Origin of the sequence: Bacillus sp. AY18-3 (assembly GCF_008042305.1) — a bacterium.
Classification (GTDB): Bacteria; Bacillota; Bacilli; order Bacillales; family Bacillaceae_G; genus Bacillus_A; species Bacillus_A wiedmannii.
In genome coordinates this window covers 37162-58419 of record NZ_QKQR01000010.1, presented here as the reverse complement: position 1 = coordinate 58419, position 21258 = coordinate 37162, and the positions used below count along the sequence as shown (strand labels likewise).

Below are 21258 nucleotides of genomic sequence, written 5' to 3'. Positions count from 1 at the left end.
CTTCTAAAACACAGTTTTACAGGGTCCCCTTTCAAAACTTTCATTTTCTAGAATCCGGAGCATTATTACACAAATAACCTTTCAGTTACTTTCCCTTAAATTCCATTAACATTGTAAAGTAACAGAAATGAGGTACCTATGAAAATATTGCTCAAACAAGCCATTGTCTATCCTATTACATCCCAAAAATTTCAAGGGGATGTACTCGTTATAGGAGAAAGAATTGCCGAGGTCAAGCCTTCCATTCAACCTACTCAAGATATGACAGTTATAGACGCTCGTGCTCTTCATCTTTTACCTGGATTTATTGATGTCCATACTCATCTTGGTCTCTATGATGAAGGTACTGGTTGGGCTGGCAATGATGCAAATGAAACATCTGAAGTTTCAACACCACATATCCGTTCTTTGGACGGAATCCACCCTTTTGATATTGCATTTCAAGATGCTGTACAAAACGGAATCACAACTGTTCACGTTATGCCAGGAAGTCAAAACATTATCGGTGGTACGACTTGTGTAATAAAAACAGCTGGAACTTGTATTGATCATATGATTATTCAAGAACCTGCCGGCTTAAAGATTGCCTTCGGAGAAAATCCTAAAAAGGTCCATAGTAATGGAACAAAAGAATCCATAACACGTATGGGAATTATGGGATTACTTCGGGAATCATTCTATGAAGCACAGCACTACGGGCATGAAGCTGATTTTCGAATGCTTCCTATCTTAAAAGCATTACGCCGCGAAATACCCGTACGTATCCACGCTCACCGAGCAGATGATATTAGTTCTGCTCTACGCTTTGCAACAGAGTTCAATCTCGATTTACGTATTGAACATTGTACAGAAGGACACTTTATTGTTGAAGAACTTTCGAAACACAATTTGAAGGTTTCAGTTGGCCCCACTCTTACACGCCGTTCTAAAATCGAACTTAAAAACAAAACATGGGATACTTACCATATATTATCGAAAAATGGTGTGGAAGTTTCTATAACAACAGATCACCCTTATACACCAATTCAATATTTAAATATTTGTGCTGCTGTCGCAGTAAGAGAAGGATTAGACGAAAAAACTGCACTAGAAGGAATCACCATATTTCCAGCACGAAATTTACGTTTAGAGGATAGAATTGGAAGCATTGAGGTCGGAAAAGACGCTGATCTTGTGTTATGGACTCATCATCCTTTCCATTATTTAGCCAAGCCTGTACTAACCATGATTGATGGAAAAATAATTTACAAAAAAAATAAAAAAAACTAGTTTATTTTTTTGACTAGATAAAGTATTATACGATTATAAACTGAATGAAACCATAATCAATTTGTGTCGTGATTATCATTTTCAAATTGATGAATGGGGAAGGCAAATGGTGCGCCACCAGCGTTAGAAACTGGTTCTAGTGGGTTCGATTCCCACCCCGAAATTTTTTAAAGATTGATATAAAAATTTCGAGGGTGGGGTGTTTTTTCGTCATGCTACCCTCGTGTGAGGAGGAGTTAGTATGTTGAAAAAACGCGACTTACACGACAGCCACGTTCTATACGAGTTAATGGTGGACCCAGCTGTCTTCCCTTTTGTGCGTCAAAAGGCTTATTCTTATGAAGAGTATTTATTTTTAACGAAACAAACGATTGAAGCTGAAGAGCGTGGGGAATTAATTTCACGCACAATTTTAGATGAATGGGGTAACCCTATCGGAACAATTACTTTATTTGATGTGCAAGAAAAAGCCGGATTTCTCGGAACATGGCTTGGCAAACCCTATCATGGAAAAGGCTATAATAAATTGGCGAAAGATTCATTTTTTAGTGAACTTTTCTATGAATTAGATATTGAAACAATCTTTATGCGTATTCGTAAAATAAACATTCGTTCTATTAAAGCTGCCGAAAAACTACAATATGTAAATCTAGCAAACGAAACAAGAAAAGCCGTTTATGATGAAATTAACGCAAATGAAGAAGTATATAACTTATATGAAATCCCAAAAGATCAATATACACTTGCTACAATGCGAGATACAACGTTCCAAGATGCTCACCAATTAAAAGAAGCATAATCTAAATTTACAGAAAAAATAATTAATCATTAACATTTTACCATATACGTATATCACCCTATGTCTTTGGAAACGATAGATAGTGACTTTAGGACACGAGGTGATTTGTAATGGATAAAAAGAAACGTGACAAAACAAAAAACACATTATCTAGTACACAAGAAGTTCTTTACCAACGAGAATTTCGCAAAGCAGATCGCGCAGCGGGTTATCGCTCGAAAAGTATTTAAAGTGAGAATGAATAATTAGAAGTTTTCCCCCCTAATTATTCATTCTCATTACATATTTTTTCTACGTGATAGAATAGACAAAAAGGTTCCTTATTTATAAGGAACCTTTTTTGTGTGGATAACGTTATCCACACAATTTATAGAATTGTGAATAAATTCAACAAATCCTTCACAAGTTTATATGTTGTAACGCATAGTAAATGTTAGAATTGTGGATAGTTTTCTAAAAATTGTGGACAATGTGGATATAGTTGTTAATATTTCGACTTTACTGTTTAATGAAAACGTAATCTTCATGTGGATAAGTTACTACTTTATCTTATAAAACAATAAAGAACCCTCTTTAAACATATAAAAGAGGGTTTCATATTAAGTAAATAATTGTGCAAGAGCAGGTGATTTAATAGGTATATGATTCGGTTCTACATGATTTTCTGTCAAAATTGTATCCACAATATGACCAGCTGGCTCCGGACGATAAATGCTTTTCATCGCTTCTTTCATTTGAAGAAGCTTCATATCATCTTGTAATAACGCCTCTGTCTTTGCAAAAACCTCACTATCATCACGAATGACAACTGCAGCTCCTTTTCTTTCAAAGTACATCGCATTTTCATTTTCTTGCCCTGGAACAGGCTTATATAAAATGACAGGTACTTGCAATGCTGCCGCTTCACTTAACGTAATACCGCCTGGCTTCGTAATCATACAAGAAGTAACACGGAATAATTCATCAATATTTTCAACATAACCAAATACTTTTAATGCATCAGGATTTTTTTCCTGTACTCCTAATAAATCCTGTTTTAACGCTTCATTCTTTCCACAAACGACAACTACTTGTAAATCAGGTAATGACATAAATGATTGGCATAGTTCTTTTACACTTCCTAATACCCCATGAGCACCTGCTACAATTAGTAAAATCTTTTTATTCTTACATAACTGATATTTATTATATATAATGTCTGGATTGATCTTCAGCTCAAAACTACTACGAATCGGAATTCCAGTTTCAACAATTTGCTCCGAGGGCACACCAATATCAACCATAATTTTTTTCACGTGATCCGTTGCTACAAAATAACGATCTACTTCCCGATGAATCCATATTTTGTGCACACAAAAATCCGTTAATACGTTATAAACAGGAATTGAAATACCTGTTTGCTTTTTTAACTCTGGTACAGCTATGATCGGAAAAGTATTAATAACAATATCCGGTTTCTCTGCTTGTAAAAGTAATTTCAAACGTTTTCTTCCAAAGTTCGCATACCAAGATGCTATTTTTTTATCATAAATTTTTTCTACGCCATAATAAAACAAGCGGTATAATTCTTTTCCTATTGTATAACTTTTTAAATATAAATATTTTGTAATATCGGTTATAACTGGATGTGATTCTCCGAACAAATCGCATACAATTACATCTTTAATTCCTTTTTGGCGAAATGTTTGTTCTAATGTTTTCGCTACTTGCACATGACCATTACCGTAATGTGCAGTTAATATTAAAACCTTGGGGTTTTTTATCAAACAAATCCACTCCTAGCTTATTGTTTCTCCATATTGCATATACGACAATAGGAAAAACATTTTCCTTAAAAATTACATAAACAGATTCTAATACTTCTCTTTCAGCTATGTACCTGTCGTGGATATGCAAAGCATATAAGATTGACCCCTTAATCCTATCTGTGCTCATATCTTTACATTATACTTTCCTATAAGAGCTTTCGCAATAACTTACAAATGTTCTCTATTCCATGATACTCACTCTTTTACTTCTTAATTCTTTTTACTATTTTGATTTCCCTTTACAATTATGTAAATTTCTCCACTTATTCCTTACAAAAATATGGATATTCTATTTTTAGTATACTCTTTTCTATATACATACTCTAGGTTTTATTGTAAAGAAAGCAAAAAGCCTAATCCAATATTTGGATTAGACTGCTTGTAAAATATGTCTTGCTTGCTCTACATTTTTTTCAGTAGGTGGTTCTACATTCGCGAGTGGATATTTATGCCCAAGTGCCTCCCATTTATATACACCAAGCTTATGATATGGTAGCACTTCAACCTTCTGAACATTAGACAGGCTTTGAATAAAGCTAGATAATTTTTGTAGATCCTCTTCATTATCCGTAACACCAGGAACTAATACGTGTCTTACCCAAATTGGTTTATTTTTATCCGATAAATAACGAGCAAATTGTAAAATATGTTCATTTGGTTTCCCTGTTAATTTACGGTGTTTCTTTGAATCAATATGTTTCAAATCCAATAAAACTAAATCTGTGTAATCCATTAAAATATCTAGCTTATTTTGGAATTCTGGTTCTTCAGAATAACAACCACCCGAAGAATCAATTGTTGTATGAATTCCAACTTCCTTACATTTCTTAAATAATTCAATTAAGAAATCTAGCTGTAATAATGGTTCACCACCACTAACTGTTATACCGCCTCCAGAAGCTTCAATAAAAGGAAGGTAACATGTCACATCCTGCATTACTTCTTCAACTGTTATTTCTTTTCCTTTACCGATCTCCCACGTATCAGCATTATGACAGTATTGACAACGTAATAAACACCCTTGTGTAAATATGACATAACGAATTCCTGGGCCATCAACAGTACCACAAGACTCTACAGAATGAATTCTTCCTTTTATCATGTTACTTCCTCCTTTATTGAAGCAGCCCCCCTCTGCTATTTATAAAAAGCAGAGGGACACTTTTTCACTTACATACTTTCATGCATTGTACGATTAATTACATCGATTTGTTGTTCACGAGTTAATTTAATAAAGTTTACAGCGTAACCAGATACGCGAATTGTTAATTGTGGATATTTCTCAGGATGTTCCATCGCATCCATTAATGTTTCACGATTAAATACGTTAATATTTAAGTGATGGCCTTCTTTTACTGCATAACCATCAAGCATTGATACTAAGTTACGTACTTGTACATCATCTTCTTTACCAAGTGCTTTTGGAATAATAGAGAATGTATTAGAAATACCATCTTGTGCATCTTCATATGGTAATTTAGCTACAGATAATAATGAAGCTAATGCACCTTTTGTATCACGACCATGCATTGGGTTCGCACCTGGTGCAAATGGTTCTCCAGTACGGCGACCATCTGGAGTGTTACCAGTTTTCTTACCGTATACAACGTTAGATGTGATTGTTAAGATCGACATTGTATGAACAGAATTTCTGTATGTTTTATGTTTACGAAGTTTATTCATAAATGTTTTTACAAGATTTACAGCGATTTCATCTACACGGTCATCATTGTTACCGTATTTAGGGAAATCTCCTTCGATTTCAAAGTCAACTGCAATACCGTTTTCATCACGAATTGGTTTTACTTTTGCGTGTTTAATTGCACTTAAAGAGTCTGCTACTACAGATAGACCCGCGATACCTGTTGCCATTGTACGAAGAACATTTGTATCATGAAGTGCCATTTCAATACGTTCGTAGCTATATTTATCATGCATGTAATGAATAACATTTAATGTGTTTAAATATAGACCTGCTAACCATTCCATTGTCATATCAAACTTACGCATAACTTCTTCATAATCTAATACTTCAGAAGTAATCGGTGCGTACTCAGGACCAACTTGTGCTTTAGATTTTTCATCTTTACCACCGTTAATCGCATATAGTAATGCTTTTGCTAAGTTTGCACGTGCGCCGAAGAACTGCATTTGTTTACCAATTCTCATTGCAGATACACAACAAGCAATTCCGTAGTCATCGCCGTAGTCAGCACGCATAATGTCATCATTTTCATATTGAATTGCTGATGTTTTAATAGACATTTTCGCACAGTAGTTTTTAAAGTTCTGCGGTAATTGTTTAGACCAAAGAACTGTTAAGTTTGGTTCTGGAGCTGGTCCTAAATTATCTAATGTATGCAAGAAACGGAATGAGTTCTTTGTTACTAATGGACGACCATCTAATGCCATACCACCGATAGACTCAGTTACCCAAGTTGGGTCACCAGAGAATAATTCATTATAATCAGGTGTTCTTGCAAATTTCACAAGACGTAATTTCATAATGAAGTGATCCACAATTTCTTGTACTTCTTCTTCTGTTAAAGTACCATTTGCTAAATCTCTTTCAATATAAATATCTAAGAATGTAGAAGTACGTCCAAGACTCATTGCAGCTCCGTTTTGCTCTTTAATTGCTGCAAGATATGCGAAGTATAACCATTGGAATGCTTCTTGTGTGTTTGTTGCTGGCTTAGAAATATCAAAGCCATGAGAAGCAGCCATTTGTTTTAACTCTTGAAGTGCACGCATTTGCTCAGATAACTCTTCGCGTAAACGCATTGTATCTTCGCTCATTACACCGCCAGTTAAATTCAAATCAGCTTTTTTCGCTTCAATTAAATGATCAATACCATATAATGCTACGCGTCGGTAGTCACCGATAATACGTCCACGTCCGTATGCATCTGGAAGACCAGTAATTACACCTGATTTACGTGCATTTCTCATTTCTGGTGTATAAGCATCGAATACACCTTGGTTATGAGTTTTTCTCCAATCTCTAAAAATACGACTAAGCTCTTTATCCATTTCGTATCCATAAGATTCACAAGCTTGTTCCGCCATACGAATACCACCATATGGTTGTAAAGAACGTTTAAATGGTTTTTCAGTTTGGAAACCGACTACTTTTTCAATATCTTTATTTAAATATCCTGGTTCATGTGATGTAATAGAAGAAACAATTTTTGTATCCATATCAAGAACGCCACCGTTTTCACGTTCTTTCGTTGTTAAATCCATTACTTGATCCCAAAGTTGTTTCGTTGCTTCAGTTGCTCCCGCTAAGAAAGATTCGTCTCCTTCGAAAACGTTTACATTATTTAAAATGAAATCGCGAACATCAATCTCTGCTTTCCATTTTTCACCTTTAAAGTTTTCCCATGCGTTTTTAACATTTTCTAATACTTGAGTCATCCTAATCTCCTCCATTTTTGATTAGTACAGGACTAAGATTTTTTATATAACAGCTTACACACTTAGAATACTACTTTTTTGCTAAAGTGAACGAAATAGTTGTGACATGTTTGTGAAATGTTGAGCAAACTACTATATGCATAGTGTTAACTTCACTTAAAAGTCTTTATAATTAACCCTTTCCTTAATTGTATTTTTTTGGTATCCTTATATACGAGTCCTATTTTGTAATATAAGAACAATACCCATTGTAGAGCTGTAATACTCTTATCTCCTAATCTGTTATAGTTTTTATAACAGAACAAAAAAGTGTACATATGTTGTACACTTTTTTTGTTACTACTCTAAAACATCTCTTTTTCTATTCCCATCATAGAATCCACCACGGCTACCTTCTAATACAATTAATTGCTCTAATCCTTCTATATGATCACCTATAATTCGCAAGACAGCTGGAGGATGACCTATTTTTGTAAAATGTTCACTGGGACGAATGCGGTTCATCTTATCGACCTCTACACGACTTACACACGCAATTTCGAATCCTGAAAGAATAGCTTTCACTTGCGCTACGCAAGGTGACAATAAAGACCTATACCCAATTGATTTCAAACACTTCTGGCTAAACGCATTAGGTACAGCGATAAGAGATCCTACTCCTAAATCTTTTCTATCACAAGCTAAATTTAATGCATATTTAAATGCAGTTACAAGATGAAGCGGTACTCTTAAATCTAAATAATGATTTAGATCATTTAATGCGACATCCATTCCATCTGCAATAGCTTTTGCAAATGGATATAGCTCACTAGCTGGAATAACAAAATCACCGTCTATAAATAATACAATTTCTCCTTTGGCGAAATAAGTCCCAAGTGAACGTCCCACATCGTTGCCAAGTGCTTCTTTATATACAATTGTTGTTGCTCCCTTGTCTTTTGCAATCGTTGCTGTTTTATCAGACGAACCATTTACAACAACGATAATTTCAAAAGGTTCAATTTTGCGGAGCTCTTCTATAACGTTTCCAATCGTCTTCTCTTCATTTTGTACAGGAATGACGACCGATAATTGCTTTCCTTTATACAATTTAGATGTAACGCCCCATCCTTGATAAAAATCTTCGAAATCTAAAGTATGATAGACACTATCTCTTTTCCTATTTCCATCACAATACCCTCCGCGCTCATCGCTACCTACTATTCGCTCCGCTACAGCTTCTATATGATCACCTATCATCCGTTTTTCAGATTGCGAAAGACCCGTGCCGTACGCAGCATGCTCGGTCGGCCGAAATTTATTTGGCGTAATAACGTCAATTGCACAATGCCGACTAATTCTCCATTCACTTTGAACGAGGCGTAAATGAGCCAAAATAGGATTAACAAAACATTCATATCCGATGCTTTGAACGACCTCTTTCGTCAGCGCATGAGGTGCATCTAATAAGGAATCAATTTTTAATTCTTCACGCTCTAACATTGCATTTAATATTTGGCGCCATACTGTCACGGCGTGCGGTTTTTGTTTCTTTAAAAATAATGCGTCCAAATTATTTAAAACGATGTCGGCCTGATCATGTAAAATCGGATTAAGGAATAATTGTAATTTTGAAGTTTGAATAGCAAAATCTCCATCTATAAATAGTAATACATCACCTATCGCGTGTTTTGCGCCAATCGCGCGGCCAACATCGTTCCCTAGTAGCTCTATATACTTGATTACTTTACACCCTAAACGATCAGCAACCTCTTCTGTACCATCGTTACAACCGTTTGCTACTACAATAATCTCTATTGGATTTAATCCTTTTGCCGATTGGATAACATCTGAAATCGTTTCAGCTTCATTACATACAGGTATAATGACCGATAGTGACTTAGCCATTATTTTCTTCACGGAACCACTTAATAGTTTCTTTCAATCCTTCTTCCCATGTTACTTCTGCTTGAAACTGAACAAGTTCTCTTAATTTCGCAACATCTGGTCTTCTATTTGGAATTTCTTCAAAGCCATGTGGGTACACCTCTTCAAAAGGAACTTGAACAATCTTTGAAGAGGATTTCGTTAGCTTTTTAATTACTTCTGCCACTTCTTTTATACTCTTTTCATTGTCAGAACCTATGTTAATAATTTCACCATTTACCTTCTCATCCATCGCTCGAATCGTTGCCTCTACCGCATCACTTACATACGTAAAACAACGTGTCTGCTCTCCATCTCCATATACGAGAATGTCTTCTCCTTGCAAAGCCGCACTAATAAATCGTGGGATTACCCCTGCATACGGACCATCTTTCGCTCTTGGACCATAAATATTAAAATAACGAACAATCGTTACCGGTAAACCTTCTAATGCGTATCCTAAACATAATGTTTCTTCTAATGTTTTACACACTGCATAACTCCAGCGTATTTTAGAAGTTGCCCCGTATAATCGATCTCCCTCTTCAGAGAAGGGTGGCTTTGCCTTACCATATACTTCTGAAGTAGAAGCAAAGACCACTTTCTTCTTTTCTTTTAGCGCTGCTTGTAAAATGTTTCTCGTTCCATCAAAATTCGTTTCAATAAGCTCTATACTCTTTTCCATTGTCGTTTTCACGCCTAAAATTGCTGCTAAATGAAACACTACATCATGTTGGTTTACTAATTCATAAATAGAATTTTTATCTAAAACACTTATTGGAATAACTCGAATTTCTTTCATTAACTCATCATGATATTTATTTTTCCCTTTATAGAAGTTATCAACGATCGTAACCCCATACCCTCTTTTCACCAGCTCTTCAGCTAAATGTGAACCAATAAATCCTGCTCCACCTGTAATTAAACATTTCTTACTCATACACTCACCTTCTTTATAATTCCACGTGTATCTATTACTCGCTTCATACCTTTAAAAAGCTTCCAATCGATATTAGAGTGATCAGTTAAAATTAATATACAACCCGCTTGTTTAACGACATGTTCATCCAAAGAAACAGATTGGTACACCTTGCCTTCAAACTTTGCAGAAGAAATATATGGATCGTGATATTCGATTTCATATCCTTCTTTTAGTAACAATTCAATAATTGGTAAAGCCGGTGATTCTCTCAAATCATTTACATCTTTCTTATATGCAATTCCTACAATTAAAACTGATGCAGGTGATTGCACCATGCCTTTTACTTTCCGGACTATTTTCTCTGGCATTTCTTCATTAATCACATGTGCAGCCTCAATTAATTGACTAATTTCCCCATTCCTTTTTATTCTCCATTGGAAATATAAAGGATCTACTGGAATACAATGTCCTCCTATTCCTGGTCCTGGCCAATATGGAGTAAATCCAAACGGTTTTGTAGATGCGGCTTCAATCGCCTCATAAAAATCAATTCCTAAACTTTCACATAGTGTGTTTAACTCATTTACTAATGAAATATTGACTAGGCGCTGAATATTTTCAAATAACTTACACATTTCCGCTACTTTCGGAGAACTAACTGGAACAACGACATCAAATGTAGTGCTATACAACTCCTGAACTTTTTGTTTACACTTTTCTGTTTGTCCACTAATAACTTTTGGAATCGTTTGAACAGAATAGTGACTATTAGCCGGATCAATTCTCTCAGGGGAATATCCGATATAGAAATCTTCTCCTACCTTTTTACCTGTTTGAGAAATAATAGGAATGATAACTTCCTCGAGTGTACCTGGATATGTGGAGCTTTCAAAAATGAAGGTTTGTCCTTTTTGAAGGTTTTGTTGTATATAATGTGAGGCTGAAATGAGGGCACTTAAGTCTGGTTCTCTTTGTTCATTAATCGGAGTCGGGACAGTAACAATAACATAATCACTATTTTGAAAATCAGCAATGCCTTGATCCGGTGTGTTCACTATTAATTTTTTTTTCACCAATAAACTTTGTAACTCTTTAGAAGAAACATCTGGAATATAGCTTTCTCCTTTTATAATTGATTCTATTTTTCTAATATCTTTATCTAACCCAAGTACTGTATGCCCTCTCTCTGCAAAATGGACTGCTAAAGGAAGGCCAACATACCCTAAGCCAATAATAGCTACTTTACTACTATTCATTTGTATTCTCTTCTTCCCTTCTCAATTGTTGAATGATATCTCTCTCTCTATCTCCATCCGTAAAGCCACCGCGTTCGTCTGTACATTGTAATAAATACGCAATCGCCTCAATTTGATCACCGAAAATACGATCAAATGCTGAAATACGCCCATTTACAAATTCGTGTTGCTCTGGACGTACTCGATTTGTTTTTATAACATCTACTAACTCTACTGCTGTAATAGAGAATCCTTCTAAAATAGCTTTCACCTGAGCTAATGGAGGAATCACAAGAGAATCATAACCAATTTTCTCTATTACTTTTTTATGCATAGCGTGTGGTACTGCTGTTAATGAGTTATTCCATAAATCTGGTCGCTTCGCTATCAAATTCACAAAATATTTTCCCATGCTAATTGGATCTGCTGGATGAAACATATCTAATAAACACTGTAAATCATTTAATGCCACATCACTTCCATCTTCAATAGCACGCAAAAATAGAATTAAATTTGTTGCTGGAATAACAAAATCACTATCAACAAATAAACAAATATCTGCCGTAGCATACATGGCCCCTATCGCCCGTGCTACATTATGCCCAAGCACTTCATCCAACTCAACAACAATAACATTCTCTAGCTTTACTTGTTTAATGGTCTTTACGGCAGCTCCATTCACAACAACTATAATTTCATCTACACCTGCTTTTTTCACTTCTTGTATAACAGACCTTATAGTTGTTTTCTCTTCTGATACTGGGATAATGGCACTATATTTCGCTTTTTTCTTTTGTAATAAAACTGGTTTATACTTTCCTACAAACTCCCTATCTTTATTGCCCTCTGAAAAACCACCGCGATTACCGTATGTTTCGATTACGTATTGTAAAGCTCGCAAATGATCACCCATAATACGACTAGTCGCTTTCGGATAAGGAGAGCCAGGTGACGTGCCCGTATGGACAGGACGAACTTTATTTGTGTAAATGACATCAACTGAAGCCATATCAGAAATATCTACTCCTCTAGACATCGCCATCGCTTGAAATAGTGCTGGATCCGCTAAATTCCACCACCCTAGTTCTTCAATCACTTCACGACTTATCGCATGTGGTATCGCAATTAAAGATCCTACAACAAATTCTTTTTTGTTCAAATAACGGTTTAACATATATTTTCCAACCGTCGTATAATGCGGTCTCATCTTCAAATAAACGGACCATGTTAAATTATTTAAAACAATCTCATGTCCTTGCTGTATTCCTTTAATAAAATTGTATAATTCTTCACTTTTCATGACGATATCGCCATCTAAAAATAAAACAATTTCACCTTTTGCTTCTCTAGCACCAATTGCCCGTCCCACATCATTACCAAGAGAATATCTATAATAAATCACACGGCAATTATGCTGTAACGCTATTTCTTTCGTACCATCTGTCGATCCATTATCTACTATGATAATTTCATATGGTTCCAACTTCCTTACTTCTACTAAAACTTTTGATAAAGTACTTGCTTCATTATGCACTGGAATAACAACTGACACTCTCATACTTGTATCACGCTTACCCTTCCAAGCGAACATAAGCAATAATCGGAATACGTACAACTACATCTTCTGGTGGTCCATAAGAAGGAGAAGTACGAACAATTACTGCCCCATCCGTCACAGATAAAAGAACGCCTGCAATGATTTCTACAGCTGTCACAACTTGCACTAGTTCACCAACATGGTTACGTAATTCATCAGTAAATAACATATATAACTCTCCTTTCTTACGCTTCTTTAATTGATATAATACTTGTAAATGGTAATAAAACTTCTGTTCCTATTCCTTCTTGCAGTGTTAAGAAATCATCACCAACTGCTACAATCACACCCGTTAACTGTCCAACTGTCACAGTAATCTCTACGTTTTTACCCAAATACTGCTCTGCAATTTCTTTAAAAGGTGATGTATTACATTCTTTTAAAATGTTACAAATAATAGATTGAAATCTACTTGATTCAATAACTTCTTCCGTAGCTTGCTTAGAGTTTCTTTGAATAAATCTCGCGAAGTTTTGTGAAAATAAAAGTCTCTCCACAGCAGGCAATAACTTATTATCTAAAAAATAATCTAATTGTCTATTAAACAATCTCGATAGCTTTTTCCAATACTTACCGAACAAACACATACACTTCTCCTCCTATTATTTTTAAAGTATAAAAACACATCCATACATCTTAATGTATACAGAGCAGGCTTTTTTTGTGATAGGTAAGGCATACATTTTTCAAAGAAACCATCTTTTCTAGTCACACAAAAAAGATAGATGGTATCCCATCTATCTTTATGTATATTTTAATTTTTAATTGTAACAATGGCAGCTGCACTATAATAAACCGCTCGTGGTAATTCTGCCTGTTCACTTATAGAAGCTGTAACAAGTGAACCACCACTTGCCGAGAAATACTTAACAGCTTCTAAAGGAATACCATCTTCTTTTACATCAATATGCGTTCCATCTCGCCAATCTATTTTCTGCATTGTTGCTGAGAAATCGCCAGCCACTTTACCAATTTCTTCACCATCTATCCCTAAAAAGGTCCATTCCCACTTTGTTAAACTTAGTACTTGTTTCAACTCTCCAATTTTCTTTCCATCTATATTAGAAAAAGTATAGAAGTTTCGTACTCCCATCTCCTTTTGAACACGCAACAATCTTTCTCCCGAATGATTATATAAATAAAATTGTTGCTTATGTAGTCCCTTTAAAAGAAAAGAAAGTACAACTTGCCATACACGTTGAATAACAAAATCATACTCTTCTTTTAAAAAACCTAATGCACTGCCATCTAATCCAAAGTACGTTATTACTTGAAATATCCCTACCTCTTTACGAACAACAAATTTTTGTCGCTCAAATAATTCAGAATTCTCTATATTATAAATTTCCTTTTTAAGTATTTTTGATCTTCGTTTTTCCATAAAGCTATATATGAATAATCCAAATGCCGGTATTACAACACTTATTAATTTCAAATTTTCTTTCTCCGAAGTGAATAGCGTCCCTTTTTTATATTCCATCACTAATACAATTGTGACAATAACCCATACAATAATAGATACAAAAAAAATGCGTTTTGCATTACGTGCGTGATGCCTATCTATACTCATACTCCTCCTCCTTTTCCATTTATCCCGCTATTCGCCGGGCAGTAAGACCCCCACTTCAAAATTCAGCGAAAGCAAAGAAGTTAGGTGGGGGATCGACTGCCCGTAAAAGCCCGATTGGTGAGGGCTAATAATCAGTGAGGGATGAAGAATCCCCCACTGATTAAAGTTTCACTTTATTTCATTATCCCATTGCCCCTACACTTCCTCAATAAAAAAAGACTATCCAATAGGATAGCCTCTTACACTTCAATATTTCGCAACATCGTATAAATGTCGTTATTCACTTTACCAAACGATTTAATATTATTTTGAATGTTAGATAATAAAACGACATACACACTTCCGTTTTTGCTAAATCCATTTAAACAATTCCATCCTGGCATTACACCGTGATTCGAATAACTTCCCGGGTCTACATACCAACCAAATCCGTAATCCTTTTTCACAGCCGTAAACATTTGATTATAACTCTCTTTTGAAATCAGCTTTCCAGAGAAGAGTGCTTCATTAAATAAATATAAATCATGTGCACTTGTATATATATCACCACAACCATATAGTTGTGACATACTTGGAATATTAGGTGTTGTCATATTGTTATTTACTATTTTATAACCTGTTGATGGGAACCTTGTTTGCTCTAACGCTTTACCGAAACCAGAATGTTTCATACCCGCAGTAGCAAAAATATGTTGTTTAATATAGTCTTCTAACGGTTGTCCACTTACCTTCTCAGCGATATAGGCGAGTATCGAATAGTTCGAATCGGAATATTTCCATTTCTCTCCTGGGCTCCCAACACGCTTTTGCTTTCCTATTCGTTTTATCAGTTCTTCATGAGAAATATCCTCTGTTCCTTGCTCATACTCTGGAATTCCTGATGTATGTGTTAGTAAATGCTTTAACTGAATCCCATTACCTTGAGGGAAATCTGGAATATACTTTGCAACCGTATCCTCTACATTTAATTTATTTTGATCCTTTAATTGCATAATAGCAGTCGCTACAAATGCCTTTGAAATAGAACCAATATAAAAAGTTGTCTCTGAATTATTCGGTACTTGTTTCTCTTTGTTCGCCATACCGTATCCTTTATTCAAAAGAACTTTTCCGTTCTTCACAATAACAGCTGTCCCGCTAAATCCTGCGTTTTGTAAATATAGATCTAATTGAGCGTTTTCATTAATTTCTTGAGGTGGTCCCTCAGCAGGCTTTTCCACAGCTTGTGCTTGCTTCACTTGTTCTTCTTGTTCTTCCTGCTCTCTTTGTTTTTGTGCTTCTTGTTTCTTTTTTTCTTCTTCTTTCTTTTTCAGCTCTTCTTGTTTCTTCATTTCTGCCGCTGCTTTTAAAGTTTCTTCTTTCTTATTATGCGCAACAATTTTTGTATACATGAAATATACAAGTGAAAATAGTAAGACGAGAATGATTGTTCTTTTTATGTATACAATCGGCCGACGTGCTTTCCCATTCGCATTATTTTTTTCCAGATCCATGATTGCTTTTTTCCCCTTACTCACCAATAATTTACTTCCTCTACTAAAGATTTATTTTAGCAGATTATGGATAATCTATTCTATATCATCCCTACTTTATCACGCACTGCACATATTACCAACCTATATGTATAAAAAAGAAAAAGAAAATTTACAAAAGTAAGATTCCCGTTAAATCGTTAACATAAAAAAGAGGATATCCTCTAAAAAAATTGATGTTATCAACCTTTTGGGATATCCTCTTATCTCATTATTTATACGTGTTTTTTCATATCATCGGCAACAGATTCAACATTTGTACCTACGATAACTTGGACACTCGTGTTACTTAATTTCATAACACCTTTTGCACCAGCACGTTTTAATGCTGCTTCGTTTACTTGACCAGCATCTTTCACTTGTAAGCGTAGACGTGTTGCACAATTATCAATAACTGTTAAGTTTTCTTTTCCACCTAAAGCTGCTACGTAAGTTTCACCAATTGAACCTGCAACAGGTGCGTCCCCCTCTTCAGCTAGCTCGTCGTCATCTTCGCGACCAGGAGTTTTTAGATCGAACTTCTTAATTAAGAAGTAAAATACAACGAAATAAATTACTGCGTAAATTAAACCGACTCCCGCCAGTAATACTGGTTTTGTTGCAATACCGAAGTTTAAGAAGTAATCGATTGCACCGGCACTAAATGTGAAACCATCGTGAATGCCAAGAGTTGTTGTAATAAATAGAGACAGACCTGTTAATACAGCATGAATACCATATAATACTGGTGATAAGAACATGAATGAGAATTCAATTGGTTCTGTAATACCAGTTAAGAATGAAGTTAATGCTAGACCACCTAACATACCTGTAACCATTTTACGTTTTTCTGGTTTAGCAGCCGCAATCATTGCGAAACATGCTGCTGGTAAACCGAACATCATAACTGGGAAGAAACCAGTCATAAACATACCCGCTGTTTTATCTCCTGCAAGGAAGCGAGCAATATCACCATTTACAACATTACCTGCTGCATTTGTAAAGTCACCAAGTACGAACCAGAAGTATGTGTTCATTACGTGGTGTAAACCGATTGGAATTAATAGACGGTTTAATAAACCAAATAGACCTGAACCAACTGCCCCTAAATTAACAATTCCATGAGCTAATGCATCGATAGCATTTTGAATTGCTGGCCAAATTTGTGCGAATAGAATTCCTAATAGTAACATCACAACCGATGTAACAATCGGAACGAAACGTTTTCCAGCAAAGAACCCTAACCATTCTGGAAGTTTAATCTTATGGAATTTATTATAAAGAAGTCCTGCTATAACACCGACAATAATACCACCTAAAACTTTCATATCCACTTTAGTCGATAATTCGGCTGCCTTAGATACCTGTGTCATTGTATCTGCAAGCTTAGATGGATCTACATTAGCGCTATTACCTATTAAATCTTGAACTTTGCCTAATTTATCTTGTAATTCTACAGTAGAATATCCCTTACTAAGTGCATCAATACTGTTTTTCATAACTAGATAACCAATTGCACCTGCAAGACCTGCTGCACCACTACCATCAACAGACAAACCGATTGCAATACCAATTGCAAAAATAAGTGCTAAATTATCAAAAACTGCTGCACCGGCCTGTGCCATAACAGGAATATCAAATACATCTGGTTGTCCTAGACGAAGCAATAATCCTGCTGCTGGTAGCACTGCGATTGGAAGCATTAACGCTTTACCAATACGTTGTAGAAACTGCAACATTTTAATTCCCCCTAATTCAATTTATGAAATCGTTATCATTATAAGTACGCCTTAGAAAACGCTTTCTATTTACATAACCATAATAACATATAGTTGTATAGATGTGTAGTTTTTATTTTTGAATTTTTTATGGATAAATCTCCTATTTCCAAACTGTTATATAAAAGGAAAATTCTCCTTTTTTAATATAGAATACTCGAAACGAAATACCTACTATAGAACATGTAACTTTCGTTTTATCATTCCACCTTTTCATGTTATTATTTATTTCCGAGCATATCGGGAAAAGTAAACGTAGTTAATTCGAAATAGGAGCGTTGGTACTATGCAGTGCATTGAAACAAACAACTTACAACAGTTGTTAGAACAAGTAAAACCATATACGAAAAAAGGAAAGCTCGCTACTTATATCCCCGAACTAGGAAATGCAAATCCAGACGATTTAGGGATTGCCATTTTCCATAAAGAAACAGAATATATCCATGCTGGCAACTCACAAACACTATTTACTCTTCAAAGTATTTCAAAAGTAATTACACTTGCACTTGCCCTTTTAGATCGTGGTGAAGAATATGTATTTTCTAAAGTTGGAATGGAACCAACTGGTGATCCATTCAACTCTATTATTAAGTTAGAAACAACAAGTCCATCCAAACCACTTAATCCAATGATTAATGCGGGAGCACTAGCTATTACAAGCATGTTAACAGGAAAAGATAATGAAAAAAAAATGGAGCGCATCCTTCATTTTTTACGTGAAATAACAGATAATCCTACCATTAATTATTCTTCTAAAGTTGCCAATTCAGAATTAGAGACAGCTTACTTAAACCGTTCACTTTGTTACTACATGAAACAAAACGGAATTATCGATTGTGACATCGAAGAACTTATGGATTTATACACTCGACAATGTGCAGTTGAAGTAAACTGTATCGATTTAGCACGTATCGGCTTAATTTTTGCGATGGATGGATATGATCCATATAAGAAAAAACAAATTATCCCTAAACATATTACAAAAATCTGTAAAACATTTATGGTTACATGTGGTATGTATAACGAGTCTGGTGAATTTGCGATCCGCGTTGGTATCCCCGCAAAAAGCGGCGTAGCTGGTGGCATTTTCGGCTGCGTAAAAGGAGAAATGGGAATTGGCATTTTCGGACCGGCTTTAGATGCAAACGGAAATAGTATCGCTGGTTTTAAAATTCTTGAACTTCTTTCTGCTCAAGAAGGTTGGAGCATTTTTTAATTCAGAGTTATCCTGCTATACTAGCAGGATTTTTTTCATTTCATAAAAACCTCAACTTTATCCGCTATCCATCCCCTTACAAAACAGTACTAAAAGTTTCTCTATATCATGCATATTTGCTCCCCCCTCCTGAATAATATAGTACAACCTAGCGCTATATGTGGAGGTGTGAAAGATGAAACTAATATTTCAAATGGAAAAACAGCCTGTTCTTGAAAAAACGATTCTTCTTTTTATATTGAGTATTGTAGAAAGCTTGAAGTTAAAAGTGGTTTCACTCGATGAAGCTCACCGATACATATTCAATTTAGAAGTACTTGAACTACTAATGGATCGGAACATCGATGATCAAGTACTTGAACTTATTCATTTCGGAATGGGACTTGAAGACATTCATCATGTGCTTCCTGAAGAACTTGAACATACTATCGAAGAATTAAAGTGGCTCTGTATTCAAGTTTTAAGTGAGTACAGTATGCATGAAGAATCGGAACAACTAATTGAAGATATACGTTGAAAAAGCACCTATGTAGGTGCTTTTAATGTTTTTTTAAACTATTTTTATACGCCTCAATATTTACTGGTAGCTCTTCCTCTTCTAAAGTATGTTCATTTACATCTTTATGAATAAACGCACCTTTAGGCGGTTGATGGTCATGCCCTTTTTTCTTATGATCAAATGCTTTTCCGCGTCCCATACGGATCACCCTTTCTTTAAAAGAAATCCGTATTAGTATGGAGAAAAGTACGTCGATATATGCAATCCTTTGCCATATTTCCAAGGAAATACTCGAACATTGTTTTCTATTCTCCTCACAATAACTGATCTATCCCAATAAGAATTAATAGCACGCCCGCAATAACAGTAGCCCATTTCCCTAAGTATTCTGCTAAAAATCGTTTTCCTACATAAGCAAAACCACTAATACAAATAAAACTAAACACCCCAGAAATAGTTGCTGTAAGCCACAGATTCAAGTTTGTGACCCCAGCGTCAAATCCACCTGCAATATTATTAATAGACAACGCAACCCCTAAAACAATTGCTTCTGAAAAACTAATTGTTTTAGAACCATCAAAATCTGCTTTTTCTGGATCACGTAAAATGCCCATAAGTACATTACCATCTTTAGAACCTACAGTATTTCTTTGCCCCAAGAAAGGCTGGCACAAAATAAACACACCGATTATACCTAAAACGATTGCTCCAATTAGGTTTGCAGTAAACTCTGAAATAAATAACGCTATCCAGTTCCCAAAAAAGCCAGCTAATAAAGTAAATAAAAAACCAAAAAATGCGATGATAAAATTGTTAAGCCACGAAATTCGAATTTTACGAATGCCATATGCAATCCCAACACCTGCATTATCTAAATTAGAAGCAATACCGATTAAAAAAATTGAAAATAGACCTGCCGTACTCATAAACAGCCACTCCTTTTTCTCACTTTTCAATGCATATTATGAAAATGTTGAGCAACTGTGCCTGTCTGTTTCATATACATGTAAGAAATGCTCAACATTTTTTCAACAATAAAAAAGGAGTGCCTTCACTATGCCTAAAGAAAACCCAAATGAGCGGCTTAGTACACTAATAAAAAAACTTTTAAAAGAACGTGCCTTATCCATGCGTCAATTAGGAATGCATACAAATATTGATCCCGCAACAATCTCAAGAATTATGAATGGTAAACAACCGCCAAAACAAAAACATCTACAAAAATTTGCAGAATGTTTGCAAGTTCCACCCCAATTGTTATTTGATGAAATGTATCCTGATTCTCCTCACATTAATAAAGAAAAGACGGATATGTACACATCTCTTGATACAATTCAGCAAACGCTGCAATCCTCTAACTTATTCGATTTTGACTATACAACAACTCGCGTAAAACAAGAACTTGAAAACTATGAACGCTATGCTCAGACAACAGAAGGTGAAAAACGTATTCATGAAAGTTTCGCGAGTAAATTAGAACAAATTGATAGCGCTGGTCCTTTTATTGAACAATTAACCGATATGTATCAACAATTTTGCAATGAAACTATCTCAAAAGAAGAGCGTGCAGTTCTTGGAGGCGCATTACTGTATTTCATTTTATCGACAGATATTATTCCCGACTATCTCTTTCCAATTGGCTATTTAGATGATGCAATTGCTGTTGAATTAGCGAAAGAAAAATTAATCGAACTAAAACGAAAAACATAGAAAAATAAAGAACTATTTC

General features: G+C 35.2%; 21 protein-coding genes. 6 read left to right on the top strand and 15 right to left on the bottom strand.

Annotated features, from left to right (window positions below):
* Positions 1-138 precede the first annotated feature (138 nt).
* The 3 genes from DM800_RS10235 (at position 139) to DM800_RS10225 (ending at position 2298) form a co-directional block, all read left to right on the top strand.
* Positions 139-1269, top strand: coding sequence for an amidohydrolase (locus DM800_RS10235; protein ID WP_000698306.1), 1131 nt, complete (start codon positions 139-141; stop codon positions 1267-1269).
* 241 nt (positions 1270-1510) lie between these two features.
* Positions 1511-2068, top strand: a complete 558-nt coding sequence (locus DM800_RS10230) for a GNAT family N-acetyltransferase (RefSeq protein ID WP_000914737.1) — start codon at positions 1511-1513, stop codon at positions 2066-2068.
* A 110-nt stretch (positions 2069-2178) separates the two neighbouring features.
* The gene (locus tag DM800_RS10225; RefSeq protein ID WP_000358487.1) at positions 2179-2298 is read left to right on the top strand and encodes a YfhE family protein; all 120 of its coding nucleotides are present in this window, start codon (positions 2179-2181) and stop codon (positions 2296-2298) included.
* A 369-nt stretch (positions 2299-2667) separates the two neighbouring features.
* Here the strand turns inward: DM800_RS10225 and DM800_RS10220 are convergent, their stop codons facing one another.
* From DM800_RS10220 to DM800_RS29885, 13 genes are all read right to left on the bottom strand, one after another.
* The gene (locus DM800_RS10220) at positions 2668-3834 is read right to left on the bottom strand and encodes a diglucosyl diacylglycerol synthase (RefSeq protein WP_000594705.1); all 1167 of its coding nucleotides are present in this window, start codon (positions 3832-3834) and stop codon (positions 2668-2670) included.
* Between the two features lie 412 nt (positions 3835-4246).
* Positions 4247-4978 (bottom strand): pyruvate formate-lyase-activating protein, encoded by a 732-nt coding sequence (pflA, locus tag DM800_RS10215; protein WP_000589742.1) that lies wholly within the window; start codon positions 4976-4978, stop codon positions 4247-4249.
* A gap of 68 nt (positions 4979-5046) precedes the next feature.
* Positions 5047-7296, bottom strand: a complete 2250-nt coding sequence (gene pflB / locus DM800_RS10210; RefSeq protein WP_088609562.1) for a formate C-acetyltransferase — start codon at positions 7294-7296, stop codon at positions 5047-5049.
* Between the two features lie 339 nt (positions 7297-7635).
* The gene (locus tag DM800_RS10205) at positions 7636-9183 is read right to left on the bottom strand and encodes a glycosyltransferase family 2 protein (protein WP_147786822.1); all 1548 of its coding nucleotides are present in this window, start codon (positions 9181-9183) and stop codon (positions 7636-7638) included.
* Complete coding sequence (locus tag DM800_RS10200) at positions 9176-10141, bottom strand: NAD-dependent epimerase/dehydratase family protein (protein WP_060486943.1); 966 nt, start codon at positions 10139-10141, stop codon at positions 9176-9178. The genes DM800_RS10205 and DM800_RS10200 overlap by 8 nt, the downstream gene beginning before the upstream one ends.
* A complete protein-coding gene (locus DM800_RS10195) occupies positions 10138-11379 on the bottom strand; it encodes a nucleotide sugar dehydrogenase (RefSeq protein ID WP_075313226.1) in 1242 nt (413 codons plus the stop codon). Before DM800_RS10195 ends, DM800_RS10200 begins: the two co-directional genes overlap by 4 nt.
* Positions 11372-12916 carry a glycosyltransferase family 2 protein gene (locus DM800_RS10190; protein ID WP_147786817.1) on the bottom strand — a complete coding sequence of 515 codons (1545 nt, stop codon included), beginning with the start codon at positions 12914-12916 and terminating at the stop codon, positions 11372-11374. The genes DM800_RS10195 and DM800_RS10190 overlap by 8 nt, the downstream gene beginning before the upstream one ends.
* A 13-nt stretch (positions 12917-12929) precedes the next feature.
* Positions 12930-13124 (bottom strand): LSm family protein, encoded by a 195-nt coding sequence (locus DM800_RS10185; RefSeq protein ID WP_000899469.1) that lies wholly within the window; start codon positions 13122-13124, stop codon positions 12930-12932.
* 16 nt (positions 13125-13140) lie between these two features.
* Complete coding sequence (locus DM800_RS10180) at positions 13141-13542, bottom strand: LSm family protein (protein WP_046953685.1); 402 nt, start codon at positions 13540-13542, stop codon at positions 13141-13143.
* A gap of 167 nt (positions 13543-13709) precedes the next feature.
* Entirely contained in the window at positions 13710-14525 is an 816-nt protein-coding gene (locus DM800_RS10175) for a sugar ABC transporter ATP-binding protein (protein WP_088121220.1), read from the bottom strand.
* Between the two features lie 239 nt (positions 14526-14764).
* Positions 14765-16018, bottom strand: a complete 1254-nt coding sequence (locus tag DM800_RS10170; RefSeq protein WP_147786816.1) for a serine hydrolase domain-containing protein — start codon at positions 16016-16018, stop codon at positions 14765-14767.
* Between the two features lie 254 nt (positions 16019-16272).
* A complete protein-coding gene (gene nagE / locus DM800_RS10165; RefSeq protein ID WP_048567302.1) occupies positions 16273-17775 on the bottom strand; it encodes an N-acetylglucosamine-specific PTS transporter subunit IIBC in 1503 nt (500 codons plus the stop codon).
* A gap of 142 nt (positions 17776-17917) precedes the next feature.
* Entirely contained in the window at positions 17918-18031 is a 114-nt protein-coding gene (locus DM800_RS29885; protein WP_074651593.1) for a transcriptional regulator, read from the bottom strand.
* A 69-nt stretch (positions 18032-18100) separates the two neighbouring features.
* Between DM800_RS29885 and glsA the strand changes: the two genes are divergently transcribed.
* Entirely contained in the window at positions 18101-19030 is a 930-nt protein-coding gene (gene glsA, locus DM800_RS10155; protein WP_147786815.1) for a glutaminase A, read from the top strand.
* A 175-nt stretch (positions 19031-19205) separates the two neighbouring features.
* Positions 19206-19547, top strand: coding sequence for a DUF3969 family protein (locus tag DM800_RS10150; RefSeq protein ID WP_000766602.1), 342 nt, complete (start codon positions 19206-19208; stop codon positions 19545-19547).
* 22 nt (positions 19548-19569) lie between these two features.
* On the opposite strand, the gene DM800_RS29135 is transcribed toward DM800_RS10150, so the two are convergent.
* On the bottom strand, positions 19570-19728 hold the full coding sequence (locus tag DM800_RS29135) for a hypothetical protein (RefSeq protein WP_000532409.1): 159 nt from the start codon (positions 19726-19728) through the stop codon (positions 19570-19572).
* A 115-nt stretch (positions 19729-19843) separates the two neighbouring features.
* Complete coding sequence (locus DM800_RS10145; protein ID WP_000100745.1) at positions 19844-20455, bottom strand: manganese efflux pump; 612 nt, start codon at positions 20453-20455, stop codon at positions 19844-19846.
* A 130-nt stretch (positions 20456-20585) separates the two neighbouring features.
* Between DM800_RS10145 and DM800_RS10140 the strand changes: the two genes are divergently transcribed.
* A complete protein-coding gene (locus tag DM800_RS10140; protein WP_001123723.1) occupies positions 20586-21239 on the top strand; it encodes a DUF1232 domain-containing protein in 654 nt (217 codons plus the stop codon).
* Positions 21240-21258: the final 19 nt, after the last annotated feature.

Bases quoted from the DNA above. Each gene is read 5' to 3' on its own strand.
- DM800_RS10235 (WP_000698306.1), top strand. From the start codon at position 139: ATGAAAATATTGCTCAAACAAGCCATTGTCTATCCTATTACATCCCAA.
- DM800_RS10230 (WP_000914737.1), top strand. From the start codon at position 1,511: ATGTTGAAAAAACGCGACTTACACGACAGCCACGTTCTATACGAGTTA.
- DM800_RS10225 (WP_000358487.1), top strand. From the start codon at position 2,179: ATGGATAAAAAGAAACGTGACAAAACAAAAAACACATTATCTAGTACA.
- pflA (WP_000589742.1), bottom strand. From the start codon at position 4,978: ATGATAAAAGGAAGAATTCATTCTGTAGAGTCTTGTGGTACTGTTGAT.
- pflB (WP_088609562.1), bottom strand. From the start codon at position 7,296: ATGACTCAAGTATTAGAAAATGTTAAAAACGCATGGGAAAACTTTAAA.
- DM800_RS10205 (WP_147786822.1), bottom strand. From the start codon at position 9,183: ATGGCTAAGTCACTATCGGTCATTATACCTGTATGTAATGAAGCTGAA.
- DM800_RS10200 (WP_060486943.1), bottom strand. From the start codon at position 10,141: ATGAGTAAGAAATGTTTAATTACAGGTGGAGCAGGATTTATTGGTTCA.
- DM800_RS10195 (WP_075313226.1), bottom strand. From the start codon at position 11,379: ATGAATAGTAGTAAAGTAGCTATTATTGGCTTAGGGTATGTTGGCCTT.
- DM800_RS10190 (WP_147786817.1), bottom strand. From the start codon at position 12,916: ATGAGAGTGTCAGTTGTTATTCCAGTGCATAATGAAGCAAGTACTTTA.
- DM800_RS10185 (WP_000899469.1), bottom strand. From the start codon at position 13,124: ATGTTATTTACTGATGAATTACGTAACCATGTTGGTGAACTAGTGCAA.
- DM800_RS10180 (WP_046953685.1), bottom strand. From the start codon at position 13,542: ATGTGTTTGTTCGGTAAGTATTGGAAAAAGCTATCGAGATTGTTTAAT.
- DM800_RS10175 (WP_088121220.1), bottom strand. From the start codon at position 14,525: ATGAGTATAGATAGGCATCACGCACGTAATGCAAAACGCATTTTTTTT.
- DM800_RS10170 (WP_147786816.1), bottom strand. From the start codon at position 16,018: ATGGATCTGGAAAAAAATAATGCGAATGGGAAAGCACGTCGGCCGATT.
- nagE (WP_048567302.1), bottom strand. From the start codon at position 17,775: ATGTTGCAGTTTCTACAACGTATTGGTAAAGCGTTAATGCTTCCAATC.
- DM800_RS29885 (WP_074651593.1), bottom strand. From the start codon at position 18,031: ATGAAAAGGTGGAATGATAAAACGAAAGTTACATGTTCTATAGTAGGT.
- glsA (WP_147786815.1), top strand. From the start codon at position 18,101: ATGCAGTGCATTGAAACAAACAACTTACAACAGTTGTTAGAACAAGTA.
- DM800_RS10150 (WP_000766602.1), top strand. From the start codon at position 19,206: ATGAAACTAATATTTCAAATGGAAAAACAGCCTGTTCTTGAAAAAACG.
- DM800_RS29135 (WP_000532409.1), bottom strand. From the start codon at position 19,728: ATGGGACGCGGAAAAGCATTTGATCATAAGAAAAAAGGGCATGACCAT.
- DM800_RS10145 (WP_000100745.1), bottom strand. From the start codon at position 20,455: ATGAGTACGGCAGGTCTATTTTCAATTTTTTTAATCGGTATTGCTTCT.
- DM800_RS10140 (WP_001123723.1), top strand. From the start codon at position 20,586: ATGCCTAAAGAAAACCCAAATGAGCGGCTTAGTACACTAATAAAAAAA.